Raw genomic sequence first — 13,753 nt, forward strand, 5'->3', positions numbered from 1 at the left:
ATGACCAAGCCCACACTGCTCATCGCCAATCGCGGCGAGATCGCCTGCCGCGTGATTCGCGCGGCGCGGAAACTGTCGCTTCGAACGGTCGCGATCCACTCCGAGGTCGACCGGGACCTGCCGCACGTCGAGATGGCCGACGAGGCGGTCGCGATCGGACCGGCGCGCGCTTCGGAAAGCTATCTGCGCAAGGATGTGATCCTGGAGGTCGCCCGGCGCACCGGCGCGACGCTTCTGCATCCCGGCTACGGCTTCCTGGCCGAGAGCGCGTCATTCGCCCGCGCATGCCAGGAAGCGGGCGTCCGTTTCGTCGGCCCGAGGCCCGAAGTCATCGCGCTGATGGGCGACAAGGAACAGGCGCGGCAATCCGCTGTCCGCGCCGGTGTCCCGGTGCTGCCCGGCACCGGAAAGCTCGACCCGACCGACGAACCGGCGCTGCACGCCGCCGGTGCCGCGACGGGGTTTCCGCTGTTCGTCAAGGCGGCGGCCGGCGGTGGCGGCATCGGGATGCGCCTGGTCACGCAGCCGGACGAACTCGTGGCTTCGGTGCGCACGGCCAGCAGCTTGGCGCACAAGGCCTTCGCCGATGGCGCGGTGTACCTGGAGCGCGTCGTTCAGCGCGCGCGCCACGTCGAAGTGCAGGTCTTCGGCTTCGGCGACGGCACCGCCGTGCACCTGTTCGATCGAGATTGCTCGATGCAGCGGCGCCACCAGAAAGTCCTGGAAGAAGCCGGTGCGCCGCTGATCGCCGACGAGATTCGCCGCAAGATGGCGCAGGCCGCGATCGGCCTGGCTGCATCGTGCCGCTACGAAGGCGCGGGCACGGTCGAGTTTCTCTTCGACACGGTGACCGGCGAATTCTTCTTTCTGGAAATGAACACCCGCATCCAGGTCGAGCATGCGGCGACGGAGATGCTCACAGGTGTGGACCTCGTGGGTGCGCAGTTGCGGCTGGCGATGGGCGAGGTGCTCCATGCCGAACTCGCCCAGGAGAACATCCGCGCCGAGGGCCACGTGGTCGAAGCCCGTGTGTATGCCGAGAATCCGGCCAGGAACTTCATGCCCAGCCCGGGACCGCTGACCGAACTGGTGCTGCCGGCCATGGCGGGCGTGCGCATCGACTGCGGCTATCGGCAGGGCAACGTCATGACGCCTTACTACGACCCGTTGGTGATGAAGGTGCTGGCCCACGCCGCCGACAGGCTGACAGCGATCGACAAGCTCCGCTCGGCGCTGGCTTCAGTCCGCCTGAGCGGGCTCACCAGCAACCTGGGCTATCTCGATGCCGTGCTCGCGCATCCGAGATTTCGCGAAGGCGACGTGCACACCGGGCTCCTGGCCGAACTGCATGGCGCCCTACACGGTGAACGATCGAGCCAGCTTCAGGCGGCCCGTATTGCCGGTGCTTCCGTCCGCGCTTCGGCCAGTGCCAATCTGTAGATCACCGCACCGACAAGCGCGCCGACGAGCGGAGCGACCCAGAACATCCAAAGCTGATCCACCGCCCATGCCGGCGCGAACAAAGCCGGGCCGGTGCTGCGCGCCGGATTGACCGACGTGTTGGTCACAGGAATGGAAACCAGGTGAATGAGCGTGAGGCAGAGTCCGATCGTCAGGCCTGCGAAGCCCGGCGCCGCGCGCTTGGCGGTCGCGCAGAGAATCACGATCAGGAACACGGCCGTCAGCACGACTTCGCAGAGCAACGCGGCCGCCATGCCGTATTGCCCTGGCGAGTGCTCGCCAAAACCGTTGGCCGCAAATCCGCCCAGGTCGGCGTCGGGCTTCCCCGAGGCGATGAGGTAGAGGACGCCCGCGGCAAAGCATGCGCCCGCCACCTGGGAGACCACGTAACCCGCAAGCTGGCTGGCGGGCATGCGGCCGGCCGCCACCAGGCCGAGCGAGACGGCGGGATTGAAGTGGCCGCCCGAGATCGGCCCGAACGCATAGGCGCCGGTGATCACAGTCAGCCCGAATGCGACCGACACCCCGAGAAAGCCGATGCCCAGGTCAGGGAAGGCCGCGGCGAGGACTGCGCTGCCGCAACCGCCGAAGGTGAGCCAGAAGGTGCCGAGGAATTCGGCCGACCAGATTTTGAAATTGTTGTTGTTCATGAGAGCTCCCGAAAACATGACCGGCAACCGCACGTCTGAAGACGCGCTGATCACCGGCAATTGACTGCGTTTGAAAAAGCGCCAGCGCCACGTTGGCCATGGGTGGCCGTGACAGGCCGTGGCGTGCGCCGAGATGCGGAGGGCAGGCGTTGCCCTCGCTTGAAGCGTGATTCGTTCTTTTGTCCTTCCTGGTTCCGAAACGGCTTACGTGGAGCGCAAGCCGGGCCTGGAATATAACGAGCGCGGGGCGCCGACTTCGCCGAGAAGAAGCGCCGATCGCGCGCAAATGTCACGAAAGCCGCTGGGCGGCTCTGGCTCATTCGTTCGGCGTGCCTGGTACGTACCAGCGTGTCGCGATCAGTTCGGGCTCATCGTGTGCTTGCAGGCGCTCCCAGTGCCGGTCGGCGTCTTCCACGAACAGGTCGCGCGCGATGGCCTGCGCCAGCCGCGTCGCGCCGATGGCGAGGCCCGGAATATCGCCGGCCAGTGCGCCATGGCTCATGGTCGCGCCCCAGTTGAACAGGCGCATTCGCGCCAACGCATCCGCTTGCGGGCTCGACGGATCGGCACTGCGCAGTTCAAAGCCAGGGCCCAGGTACGGAAAACGCGCCGGCTCGGGGTGATGCTCGGCTTCGGTCGCCGAAACATGGTTTGCCCAGGTGTCGATCTGCGATGTGTACGCGGCGATTTCGGGCCGGTCAAGCAGGTCGACGTCGAAGCCGGTGCCGAAGATTACCGCGTCGAAGCGCTCCATTCCGCCGTTCGGCAGGGTGACCGTCACGCCGTCCTCGTCGGGTGCGACATCGTCCCACGGGGTTCCGAGGCGCAGATCGAAGGCATCGTGCGCATCGCAGCGGCGCACCGTTTCCCAGGGCGGCGGGACTTGCTCGTCGAAGATGTAGGTATAGACGCGCCACTTGCGCGCGTCGTCCAGTCCCTCGAAGCCGCGCAGGAAGCCGTGGCTGGATGCGGCCTTGCTCTTGTTGACTTGCGGCAGTTGGGCGCGGCGCGCGAAGAGTGTCACCTTTGCGGCACCCGCTTCGAGCGCGCAGGCGGCGTTGTCGAACGCCGACGCCCCAGCGCCGAGCACGCCGATGCGTTGGCCTTCGAAAGCCGCGAAATCGATCGTATCGGCGGAATGGAATACGCGCCCGGCTGCGAAGGGATCGTCACGCTGCAACGAAGGAAACGCAGGCCAGCGCGCCGCGCCGCTGCCGTCGCGTCCCAGCGCCAGTACCAGTTGCCGCGTGCGCACCGATTCGCGCCTGCCGTGGGCGTCTTCGACTTCGACTTCAAGCACCCGTCCGTCCTGCGTGTGCGACACGGAGCGCAGCGAGACGCCGTTTTCCACCGCAAGGCCGACCGTTTCGCGCACCCAGAGCAGGTAGTCGCGCCAGTCGACACGCCCGATCTTGTGCAGCGCCTCCCAGCCGGGCACGCCCTCTTTGGACGTCGAACCGCCTTCGCCGTGCTGCGCCTCGTACCATGCACGAAAGCTGAGCGAGGGCACGCCGAGTTCGGGGCCGCCCACGTGCTTGGGGCTGCGCAGCGTGAGCATGCGCGCGTAGGTGCCCCACGGGCCTTCTTCGCCCCGCGGGGCGCGGTCGATCACGCGTACCCGCGTGACGCCTTCGCGGCGCAACGCGTAGGCAGCCGTTTGGCCGCACATTCCGGCGCCGGCAATCAGGACGTCGAGAATCGGTGCCTCGGCAGTGGACGATTCCGCTGGAAGCACCCATGCCGGCGGCGGCACGTTGATGCGTTCGAGATCGGCGCGTGCCTGGGCCGCGAGGCGCTCGAGCGCGGCGGTGTCGCGCGGACTTGCGATGAATTGCAGCGGCACCGGCGGAAGTTCGCCGGAGCGTGCGTCGGAAAAAGAGTCGTCTGAGGCCATGGCGTGAAGATAATCCAGAACATGATCGCGCTCGACTGCTACTACAGCCTCTCTTCTCCCTGGGCCTACCTTGGAGGGCCGCAACTTCAGGACATCGTCCGCCGACACCATGTGCGGCTCACGCTCAAGCCCTACGACTTCCAGGCGGTGGTCCCGCAGACCGGCGGCATTCCGCTCAAGACCCGGCCGGAACCTCGGCGCACTTACCACGCGCTTGAACTTGCGCGCTGGCGCGAGCACCTGGGCATGCCGCTCAACCTTGAGCCCGCGCACTACCCGAAGGGGCAGGCGAGCGATCCCAACTGGAACAAGTACCCCGGCTGGATGGTGATTGCGGCGCAGTTGCAGGGCCTGGACGCCCAGCCGCTTTCGCATGCGCTGCTGCGTGCCCTGTGGGCGGAAGAGCGCGACACCGCGGACGCCGCGGTGCGCATCGCGGTGGCCGACGAGAACGGCTACGACGGCGCCGCGTTGCAAGCGCTGGAGCAGACGGCCGAGACACAGGCCACTTACCGGGCGAACAGCGCTGAAGCCGTCGACAGGGGAGTCTTCGGCGCGCCCACATACATCCTGCACGAGGAGCGCTTCTGGGGCCAGGACAGGCTCGTGTTCCTGGACCGTGCGCTGGATCGGCTGCGCGGTTCGGGTCCTGTTGTTTAGGGGCTTGAGGGCTAGAGCCTCATTGCCCGTGCTTCGCGCTGCGTGGTCTGCGGGTGGTCCAGCGCTCGGTCCTGGACTTGTTGCCTGTTCAGTTCAGATGCTTGCTCGCACGCCTGCGTACTTAGGGCGATGGGCGTGTTGAGGGCCTCCACCGTCGGAATACTGGCGATCCGCTTGAGAGCCGAGTCCAACGCGCCTTCGACGGCGAACACCTTCGAAGCGTCGGTGCTCAGGACCACATGGTCGATGCGATTGATTCCGTTTGTACGGGCAGCCACGACCAGGGCGGCAGCCAGCTGATCGCTCTTCTGATCGGGCGTGCGGCCTACCTTTGCGTCGAGCAAATTCACTCCCGCTTGGGCTTGGCCGAATAGCTTGTGATCGGGATGCGTCGCCTCGTCAAGTCGGGCGGCCGGCGGCTCGCCATTCAACCGCAGAGGCAGTTGCGTCGGACTTGGCAGGCCGTGGATCGGCAGGTGCTGATGGCTGTCTGCAGTGTGGTCGAAATGTGCTGTGAGGTTTGGAGCGCGCACGTCGTAGTAAGGACAACGCGCACCGGACTTGCCGAGCGAAATGCCGTTCCGCTCGAGCAGTTTCTCCTCCAGCTTGAGCCCGCGCATGTCCAGTTGTACCTTGGCAGCGAAGGCGGGATTGTTGATTTCATACTGGCAGATCGATCCGACCAGGCCGACCGCATAGTAGTTGGTGTAGTCGGAATCGCCGCCGAGGCCCAGCCGAGCGTCCCTCGGCTCCTTGTCGAAATAGTGCTTTCCGGCCGCCTCGATGTTCAGCGGATCGGGCGTGATTGAAAGATCGGCGTTGAGGGTAAAGCCGTCCTTCACGACGAATTGCTGACGCCCGTCGATTTCCTTGCTCTCGACAAACTCGTTCACGTAGTCGACATGCACCAGCAATCTGGCGACATCGAACAAATCGGCTTGAGGATTGGCGTGCTTTACACGGCTGACCAGCGCATTCCAGCCAGCAATATGCGCACTGGCTTCGTCGCTCCGATTGATTGCGAGCATCTCGTCCAGCGCCGAGCTGTAGTCATGGACCGCGCGACCGCTCTGCAGCACACGTCGGACGTCGCCATCAAACTGTTCGAGGGCTTCTCTGGTGCGCTCACGGTTGACGCCATGCTGGATTTCGTGGCCCAGCAGGAAGGTGAGCACATCGCGTCCACTGGCTTCCGAGAGATTGATGTGCTTCAGATTGATGGTTTGCGTGTCAGGGCTGTAACTGGCGCCGGCGTTCTCGCCGGTGGGCATAAGGGCGAAATGCTTCAGATGACCTTTCTCTACAGCATCGTTCATTTGCCGCATCAACACGGGGGATTCTTCGATGACAGCACGAAGGTTTTGATAAGCCTGTGATGTGGGCTCTCCGAGTTCGCGGAGCACGCTCTCGAGCTTGGGGCTCACGGCGCTCATCGGGTGGCTGCTCGGCCTGCGAATTCCGCACGGAAGCTCACGTGGACTCTCTTGATGCAATCATGTGAAATCTTCTCGAGACTTTCACTGCTTTCGCCAACGATGCCGATCTCAACCTGAACCAGGCCGCGCTGGTACTGTCTGGCCGGACTTGCGCGACGAGTGTTGCCGACATGCCGGTAGCCCATGTCCAGGAGCGCGGCGTGAAACTCAGCGACGTCAAGTGCGCACACAGCCGTCATGGGAAGACGTCGTTTGGGATCTCGTTCATAGAACCCCAGGCCCAGATCGGGCAGGCGCGTCGCGCTGTTGGGCGCCCAGATGTACCAGTACCTCCACAGCTCCGTCAGTGGCTGCCATATCTCGTACGCGTCATTGGTGGGCTTGTCGGAAAACGGCGTCATGGCGTAGCCAGTGAATTGCTCGACCCGTTCAGTCGTCAGATCTTGCGGTTGATGCAATGTGTCGATCAGCGCCAGCAACCGGCGCAGCACTTCGGGCGCGTCGGGGATTGGTTTCGCTTCGATGGCGGGACTGGACATTTTTTTTTCTTCCGGATGAAGTTGGTGTGTGCCGGCCGCAACCGAGCAGGCGCCCAGCACAAATCCCGCCGACAAGCCAAGGAGACCGCGAGCCAGATACCCTGGCGAGGGTCCTGGCGACTGCCTTTGTGAATCGTAAAAATCGTTCGAGCCGAGAGAATCCGCGAAGCGCTCGGTTCGTGGTTCGCGTCTGAACGTTGATTGAAGCTTCCGCAGAAGCTTCCGGCCAGCCATGCCGTGGCCCACGGCGATGCGTTGAATCACCTTTTTCCTCCCTGCACTTGAAATCGTTTGGATCATTCTAGGCAGCGCCCTCGCCATTCAGCGGGATGCAAGAGCATCCGACGCGAGCAGCAGATAATCCCCCGATGCGAATTCGCTTCACCAAGATGCAAGGAGCCGGCAACGACTTCGTCGTGCTGGACGAAACCCGCAATCCGCTCGGCCTCAAGTCAGCGCAATACCGCTTCCTGGCCGATCGCCACTTCGGCGTCGGCGCCGACCAGATCCTTTCGGTGCGACCGTCTACGGGCGAAGGCATCGACTTCCAGTACGTGATCCACAACGCTGATGGCGGCGAAGTCGAACAGTGCGGCAACGGTGCGCGCTGCTTCATGCGCTTCGTACGCGAGCATGGCCTGACACCCAAGGACACCGTGCGCGTGCAGACGCTTTCGGGCGTGATCGAGCCGCGGATGGGCGCCGATGGCCGCGTCACGGTCGACATGGGCGCGCCCATCTTCGAACCCGCGCTTGTGCCTTTCGACACTGCAGGGCTCGATCCGGTGCACGAGGGCGGCTGGCAGAAATGGCATCTGGCGCTCGGCACGCATGCCGGAAGCGCCATCGTGTCGGTGGCAGTGCTGTCAATGGGCAACCCGCATGCCGTGCAGATCGTCGACGACGCCGACACGGCGCCTGTTCAAGCTCAAGGGCCACTGATCGAGCACCATCCGCGATTTCCGCAGCGCGTCAACGCCGGTTTCATGCAGGTGGTCGATCGCTCACGCGTGCGCCTGCGGGTCTATGAGCGCGGCGCCGGCGAAACCCTCGCTTGCGGCACCGGCGCGTGTGCCGCAGTGGTCGCAGGCATCCGGCTCGGCCTGCTCGACCCCCGTGTCGATGTCGAGACCCACGGTGGCCTGCTCACCATCCAATGGGCCGGCGACGGCGCTCCGGTGCTGATGACAGGTCCGGCAGTCACGGTGTTCGAAGGCGAGATCGAGGTGCCGGACCAGCCATGAACCATTTCAACCAAACCCCCATGAATCCGATCACCGAAGACGACATCGCCAACTACCTGGCCAACACGCCGGACTTCTTCGAACGCCATGCACAGCTGTTGAGTCAGGTGCAGCTGACGAGTCCGCACGGTAACCGCGCCGTGAGCCTGCAGGAGCGTCAAGCGGAGATGCTGCGCGAGAAGATCAAGGCGCTGGAGCACCGGGTCATGGACATGGTGCGGCATGGCACCGAGAACATGGTGACGGCCGACCGTCTCCAGCGATGGACCCGCGGGCTGCTGACCCTGCGCGACCCGCGCCATCTGCCCACGCAGATCGCCTCACAGCTGGAGACGCTTTTCCTGGTGCCCCAGACCGCCATCAAGATCTGGGATTGCGACAGCGCCTACCTGAACGAGCCCTACGCGCAGTGGGTGAGTGACGACGTGAAGGCACTCGCGACTTCGCTGACGGCACCTTATTGCGGCCTGAATTCCGGCTTCGAGGTGTCCGGCTGGCTCGCCGAGCCGCATGCGGCCGTGTCGATCGCCCTGATTCCGTTGCGCCCGGAACCCGAGGCGCCGGCTTTCGGCTTGCTGCTGCTCGCGTCGCCTGACGCGCAGCGCTACAACCCCGACATGGGCACCGACTTCCTGGATCGCATCGCCGAGCTCGCCTCGGCCGCGCTGTCGCGGCTGCGGCCTTGAACCGCGCGCTCCGGCGCGGTTTGTGGGGCGCGCTGCTGATCCTGCTGGTCGGCTATTTCGCGATCGCTTTCATCGTGTGGCGGCACGCCCGCTGGGTGCTGGACCATCCGCCTCAACGCGCCGCCGATGCGGCCTTGATCCTGGGCAATCGCGCCTACCGCGACGGAAAGCCCAATCCGTGCCTGACCGGCCGCGTCGATGCCGGCATCGCCCTCGCCAATGCGGGTCAAGCGCAGCGGCTGCTGCTGAGCGGCGGCGTGGACTGGGAAGACGGCCGCGTCGAGGCTGAGGTCATGGAACGGCACGCGCGGGCCGCCGGCTACGGCGGGCCCTTGCTGCTGGAGTCGGTCTCGTCGTCGACGAGGGAGAACCTTTCGATGTCGCGCAGCGTGCTGCAGACAGCCGGCGTAAAGAGCGTGATCATCGTGACCGAGCCCTACCATTTGTGGCGCGCGGAACGGCTCGCCCGGGCCAGCGGCTTCGACCGGGCCTTCGAGGTCCAGTACGCTGCGGCGTCGACTTCCTGCTGGCAGCGCTGGGGCATGGTCTTCAAGGGTGCTTTGCGCGAGCCCCTGGCCATCGTGAACAATGCGGCCCGTGGATACCTCTTCTGAAGCCGCGCCGCGCATGGACTTGATCGAGAGATATCTCGAGCACGTGCGCGTCGAGCGTCGCCTGGCGCCGCGCACGGTCGAGCTCTATGCCATTCACCTCAAGACGCTGGCCGAGAAGGCGCAGGCAGCGGGGCTGGCGCTCGACAAGGTCCAGACGGCGCACGTTCGTCGCTGGACAGCCCAATTGCATGGCGCCGGTCGCGAGTCGCGGGGGATCGCGCTGGTGCTTTCGTGCTGGCGAAGCTTCTACCGCTGGCTGGGCAACGAGCGGCTGGTGGGTTCGAACCCCGTGCAGGACGTTCACGCGCCCAAGTCCGACCGGCCACTGCCGAAGGCGCTTGCCGTGGACGACGCGGTCCGATTGGCGGACCTCCACGATGCGGACGCCGACCCGTGGTCCGAGGCGCGCGACAGTGCGATCGTCGAACTGCTCTATGGATGCGGTCTGCGCGTCAGCGAGCTGACCGGGCTGGACGTGCGAGCGAGCGGCACGGCGCGGGGCTGGATCGACCTCGACGCCGCGGAAGCCAATGTGCTGGGCAAAGGCAGCAAGCGAAGACTGGTGCCGGTGGGCAGCAAGGCAATCGAAGCCTTGCAGGCTTGGCTGGCGGTGCGAGAGGATTGCCCCGCGCTCGAATCGGCGCGGCTGCGCGAGCCTGCGAGTGCGGCGGCGCTCTTCATTGGCCGCAACGGCCTGCGCTTCTCCAACCATTCGGTATGGAAGCAATTGCGGCGGCGCAGCCTCAAGGCCGGCTTGGCGACGCCGGTGCATCCGCACATGCTGCGGCACTCGTTCGCAAGTCACGTGCTGCAATCGAGCAGCGATTTGCGCGCGGTGCAGGAACTGCTGGGGCACGCCAACATCTCCACGACTCAGGTTTACACGCGGCTGGATTTCCAGCATCTGGCGAAGACCTACGATGCGGCGCATCCCCGGGCTCAGGCGCGCGAGGAACCCGCTCGTCAGAACAGCGTGAACAGCCAGAACAAACAAAACAATCAGAACAAGGGCAGGAAAGCATGAAGAACCTCCGTCTCAGGCCCGGCAAGGAGCGCTCGCTGTTGCGGCGGCATCCCTGGGTGTTCGAATCCGCGATCGCCAAGGGCGGCGGCGATGCGGGTGAAACGGTGCGCATCGAATCTGACGAAGGCAATTTCCTTGCATGGGCCGCTTTCAGCCCCCATTCCAAGATCCGCGCGCGTGCATGGAGCTTCGATGAAAAGCAGCGCATCGATGCATCCTTCTTCTCGGGGCGTGTGGCGAGTGCGGTCGCGGCACGCGGATTGTTCGACATCCAGAGCGACGGCGTACGCTTGATCCACGGGGAGGCCGACGGCCTGCCGGGCCTCATCGTCGACCGGTATGGCGACACATTGGTCGCGCAATTCCTGTCGGCCGGCGTCGAGCGCTGGAAGGCCGTGCTGGCGGATGCGCTGCTCGCAGCGACCGGGCTTCAGAAGCTCTATGAGCGCTCCGACGCCAGCGGCCGCGAGCGCGAGGGATTGCAGCCCGTCACAGGCTGGCTGCGAGGGACGGGCGCAACCGAGCTCACGATCCGCGAGCACGATTGGCAACTCGGGCTCGACGTCGCGACCGGCCACAAGACCGGCTTCTACCTGGACCAGCGCGACAGCCGCAAGCGATTTGCCGAACTGGCCGCGCAACGCCGTTTTCGGCGGGTGCTCAACTGCTTTTGCTACACCGGTGGTTTCACCGTCGCGGCGCTTTCGGGCCTGAAGGCGGCCGGCGCCATAGAGGGTGCCGAACTCACGTCCATCGATTCGTCGATGCCCGCGCTGGAGCGCGCACGGGCGCATCTGGCGATGAACGGCTTCAGCGATGTGCAGGCGCAGTTCCTCGATGCCGACGTCAATGCTTCATTGCGCCGCTTCGTCGAAGAGGGACGAAGCTTCGACGCGATCGTGCTCGATCCGCCTAAATTCGCGCCCACGGTTGCACATGCCGAGCGTGCCGCGCGCGCCTACAAAGACCTCAACCGTCAGGCGTTCAAGCTGCTCGCGCCGGGTGGGCACCTTCTGACCTTTTCGTGCTCGGGCGGCATCGGCGCAGACCTGTTCCACAAGATCGTGGCCTCCGCGGGTATCGACGCCGGTGTGGACGGCTACATCACCGAGCGCCTCGGCGCCGCCCCCGACCACCCGATGACGATCGAGTTTCCGGAAGGGGAGTACTTGAAGGGGCTGGTGGTGGTGCGCAAATAGCGGTTGACCCTGGCAGCGCATGGCCGGCTGGCCGTGGCTAAACTTTCTGTCCCCGATCTCTCTCGATCCTGATCCCCGGAGCATTCAATGGCCCTCATTCCCGCCACCATCCTCACTGGCTTCCTCGGCGCCGGCAAGACCACGTTGCTCAAGCGCATCCTGAGCGAATCCCACGGCCAGAAGATCGCCGTCATCGAGAACGAATTCGGTGAAGAGAACATCGACAACGACATCCTGGTGACCGAATCGAAGGAGCAGATCGTGCAGATGAGCAACGGTTGTATCTGTTGCACCATCCGTGAAGACCTGCGCGAGGCCTTGCAACTGCTGGCGGCCAAGAAGCGCAAGGGTCTGCTGGATTTCGATCGCGTGGTGATCGAGACGACCGGCCTCGCCGACCCCGGTCCGGTGGCGCAGACCTTCTTCATGGATGACGAAATCGCCGAAAGCTACCTGCTCGACTCGATCCTGACGCTGGTCGATGCCAAGCATGCCCCTCAGCAGCTCAACGACCGGCAGGAAGCTCGCCGCCAGGTGGGGTTTGCCGACCAGATCTTCATCAGCAAGAGCGACCTCGTCGCCGCCGAAGAGACCGAGGCGCTGATCCATCGGCTCAAGCACATGAACCCACGCGCACCGCAGCAGAAGGTGCACTTCGGTGAAGTGCCCCTGAAAGACGTGTTCGACCTGCGAGGCTTCAACCTCAATGCCAAGCTGGACATCGACCCGGACTTCCTGAAGGAGGAAGACGAGCACGGTCACGACCACGATCACGCGCATGGCGAGCATTGCGACCATCCATCGCACGAACACGAAGGCCACGGGCATCACCACCACCACGACGACGACGTGAAGAGCTTCGTCTATCGCGCCGATCGCGCCTTCGATCCGGCTCGCCTCGAAGATTTTCTCGGAGCGATCGTCAACATCTACGGCCCCCGCATGCTCCGCTACAAGGGCGTGCTGCATATGCAAGGCACTGAGCGCAAGGTGATCTTCCAGGGCGTGCATCAACTCATGGGCAGCGACCTCGGACCGGCCTGGGGCCCGGACGAAAAGCGCAACAGCCGCATGGTGTTCATCGGCATCGACCTGCCTCGCGAGATCCTGGAGCAGGGCCTCGATCAGTGCCTGGTCTGAGGCCTGCGCCGGGCCGCCGGTGATTCCGGCGGACGATTACGCCGCCCGCTTCGACTTCTCTATACAATCGCGCGCCTGTTCCGGGGTGACCCTGTCCTTTTTTTAGAGGCGGTGTGTGACTTCCGGTATAGGACTGCACGCGTTTTCGGGCCGTTTTCAGGGGTATAACCCCTGGGTTCGCGAACGGCGAGCGCCCGTGGTTTCCACGGGGGAGACACCACTGAGAATGTGCGTTCGAGTTCGTCGAAGGAGCCAGTCACTGTGAAGCAACCTGTCGCCAAAGCCAAGCCAGCGTCGAAGCCGGCCGTCAAGAAGACGGAGGTTGCCCAGCAGGCTGTGCCCGCCGCGAAGAAGGTTTCCGCCGAAAAGCCCCCCCAGTCCGCAGCGCAGTCCAAGGTCCCCGCCACGAGCAAGACCAAGGTCGTGAGCGCGGGCGTCTCGTCATCCAAACCGGCCGGCCCTCACACCGCGCCACCTGCACCACCGACTCCCATGAAAAAAACGGCTGCCGCCTCCGATTCTTCTTCCGCCACGGTGACCTCTCCGGCAACCGCCACGACTGCCCCGACCCCCACGCCCGCACCCGCGCGCGGCGGACGCGTCTCGCGGCTGTCACAGCTGACCGTGCCTTCCATGCCCCAGACGGTGGCCTCCACCGCGGCGAAATCCAGCTTCGTGCAGATTTCGTCCAACCCGCTGGTGCCGCCGCCGCCCGTCGCGATCAAGAAAGATCCCAAGCTCGCCAACAACTGGAAGTCCAAATCGGCCGAAGAGTTGACCGATGCCGAAGTCATCGCGATGCCGGATTCCGAATACATGAACGAAAAGCAGATGGCGTTCTTTCGCCTGAAGCTGCAGGAACTCAAGCGCGGCATCCTTGAAAACGCCGGCGAGACGACCGAGCACCTGCGTGAGGACACCGTGGTCGTGCCCGATCCGGCCGATCGGGCCACCATCGAGGAAGAGCACGCGCTCGAACTGCGCACCCGCGACCGCGAACGCAAGCTTCTCAAGAAGATCGAGCAGTCGATCCAGCGCATCGATGCCGGTGACTACGGCTACTGCGACGAAACCGGCGAACCCATCGGTGTGGGCCGCCTGCTGGCCCGCCCGACGGCCACGCTGTCGCTAGAGGCCCAGCAGCGCCGCGAACTCAAGCAGAAAATGTTCGGCGACTGATCGCCGCGGCAGGCGAAGGAGAAAACG

The 13,753-nt window shown here is 64.7% G+C and carries 13 protein-coding genes; 9 read left to right on the forward strand and 4 right to left on the reverse strand.

The window, feature by feature from the left end:
• Positions 1-1,440, forward strand: a complete 1,440-nt coding sequence (locus tag AC1DMA_RS21150) for an acetyl-CoA carboxylase biotin carboxylase subunit (RefSeq protein WP_478145416.1) — start codon at positions 1-3, stop codon at positions 1,438-1,440.
• Here the strand turns inward: AC1DMA_RS21150 and aqpZ are convergent.
• Positions 1,383-2,111: an aquaporin Z gene (gene aqpZ, locus AC1DMA_RS21155; RefSeq protein ID WP_478125971.1), complete on the reverse strand. Its 729-nt coding sequence runs from the start codon at positions 2,109-2,111 to the stop codon at positions 1,383-1,385. The genes AC1DMA_RS21150 and aqpZ overlap by 58 nt on opposite strands.
• 316 nt (positions 2,112-2,427) lie before the next feature.
• Entirely contained in the window at positions 2,428-4,005 is a 1,578-nt protein-coding gene (locus tag AC1DMA_RS21160; protein WP_478145417.1) for a SidA/IucD/PvdA family monooxygenase, read from the reverse strand.
• 3 nt (positions 4,006-4,008) lie between these two features.
• Here AC1DMA_RS21160 and AC1DMA_RS21165 point away from each other — a divergent pair, with 3 nt between their 5' ends.
• Positions 4,009-4,665 (forward strand): DsbA family protein, encoded by a 657-nt coding sequence (locus AC1DMA_RS21165; protein WP_478125973.1) that lies wholly within the window; start codon positions 4,009-4,011, stop codon positions 4,663-4,665.
• Positions 4,666-4,676: 11 nt separating this feature from the next.
• Here AC1DMA_RS21165 and AC1DMA_RS21170 read toward each other — a convergent pair whose 3' ends face one another.
• A complete protein-coding gene (locus tag AC1DMA_RS21170; protein ID WP_478145418.1) occupies positions 4,677-6,068 on the reverse strand; it encodes an XVIPCD domain-containing protein in 1,392 nt (463 codons plus the stop codon).
• Positions 6,069-6,094: 26 nt separating this feature from the next.
• Positions 6,095-6,940: a hypothetical protein gene (locus AC1DMA_RS21175; protein ID WP_478145419.1), complete on the reverse strand. Its 846-nt coding sequence runs from the start codon at positions 6,938-6,940 to the stop codon at positions 6,095-6,097.
• 68 nt (positions 6,941-7,008) lie between these two features.
• Here AC1DMA_RS21175 and dapF point away from each other — a divergent pair, with 68 nt between their 5' ends.
• The 7 genes from dapF to dksA all read left to right on the forward strand — a co-directional run bounded on the left by dapF (position 7,009) and on the right by dksA (position 13,726).
• Entirely contained in the window at positions 7,009-7,884 is an 876-nt protein-coding gene (dapF, locus tag AC1DMA_RS21180) for a diaminopimelate epimerase (protein ID WP_478145420.1), read from the forward strand.
• Positions 7,881-8,570: a DUF484 family protein gene (locus tag AC1DMA_RS21185; protein ID WP_478125977.1), complete on the forward strand. Its 690-nt coding sequence runs from the start codon at positions 7,881-7,883 to the stop codon at positions 8,568-8,570. Before dapF ends, AC1DMA_RS21185 begins: the two co-directional genes overlap by 4 nt.
• Positions 8,567-9,184, forward strand: coding sequence for a YdcF family protein (locus AC1DMA_RS21190; RefSeq protein ID WP_478145421.1), 618 nt, complete (start codon positions 8,567-8,569; stop codon positions 9,182-9,184). Before AC1DMA_RS21185 ends, AC1DMA_RS21190 begins: the two co-directional genes overlap by 4 nt.
• Positions 9,159-10,208: a tyrosine recombinase XerC gene (locus tag AC1DMA_RS21195; protein WP_478125979.1), complete on the forward strand. Its 1,050-nt coding sequence runs from the start codon at positions 9,159-9,161 to the stop codon at positions 10,206-10,208. The genes AC1DMA_RS21190 and AC1DMA_RS21195 overlap by 26 nt, the downstream gene beginning before the upstream one ends.
• Positions 10,205-11,407, forward strand: coding sequence for a class I SAM-dependent rRNA methyltransferase (locus AC1DMA_RS21200; protein WP_478125980.1), 1,203 nt, complete (start codon positions 10,205-10,207; stop codon positions 11,405-11,407). Before AC1DMA_RS21195 ends, AC1DMA_RS21200 begins: the two co-directional genes overlap by 4 nt.
• 87 nt (positions 11,408-11,494) lie before the next feature.
• Positions 11,495-12,547 (forward strand): CobW family GTP-binding protein, encoded by a 1,053-nt coding sequence (locus tag AC1DMA_RS21205; RefSeq protein ID WP_478125981.1) that lies wholly within the window; start codon positions 11,495-11,497, stop codon positions 12,545-12,547.
• Positions 12,548-12,808: 261 nt separating this feature from the next.
• A complete protein-coding gene (gene dksA / locus AC1DMA_RS21210) occupies positions 12,809-13,726 on the forward strand; it encodes an RNA polymerase-binding protein DksA (RefSeq protein WP_478125982.1) in 918 nt (305 codons plus the stop codon).
• Positions 13,727-13,753: the final 27 nt, after the last annotated feature.

The organism is Variovorax sp. 05N34, from assembly GCF_056397405.1.

What these genes read in the sequence shown, in the direction of transcription:
- AC1DMA_RS21150 (WP_478145416.1), top strand. Translation starts at nt 1, where the DNA reads ATGACCAAGCCCACACTGCTCATCGCCAATCGCGGCGAGATCGCCTGC.
- AC1DMA_RS21185 (WP_478125977.1), top strand. Translation starts at nt 7,881, where the DNA reads ATGAACCATTTCAACCAAACCCCCATGAATCCGATCACCGAAGACGAC.
- AC1DMA_RS21195 (WP_478125979.1), top strand. Translation starts at nt 9,159, where the DNA reads ATGCGGCCCGTGGATACCTCTTCTGAAGCCGCGCCGCGCATGGACTTG.
- AC1DMA_RS21200 (WP_478125980.1), top strand. Translation starts at nt 10,205, where the DNA reads ATGAAGAACCTCCGTCTCAGGCCCGGCAAGGAGCGCTCGCTGTTGCGG.
- aqpZ (WP_478125971.1), bottom strand. Translation starts at nt 2,111, where the DNA reads ATGAACAACAACAATTTCAAAATCTGGTCGGCCGAATTCCTCGGCACC.
- AC1DMA_RS21175 (WP_478145419.1), bottom strand. Translation starts at nt 6,940, where the DNA reads ATGATCCAAACGATTTCAAGTGCAGGGAGGAAAAAGGTGATTCAACGC.
- AC1DMA_RS21205 (WP_478125981.1), top strand. Translation starts at nt 11,495, where the DNA reads ATGGCCCTCATTCCCGCCACCATCCTCACTGGCTTCCTCGGCGCCGGC.
- AC1DMA_RS21160 (WP_478145417.1), bottom strand. Translation starts at nt 4,005, where the DNA reads ATGGCCTCAGACGACTCTTTTTCCGACGCACGCTCCGGCGAACTTCCG.
- dapF (WP_478145420.1), top strand. Translation starts at nt 7,009, where the DNA reads ATGCGAATTCGCTTCACCAAGATGCAAGGAGCCGGCAACGACTTCGTC.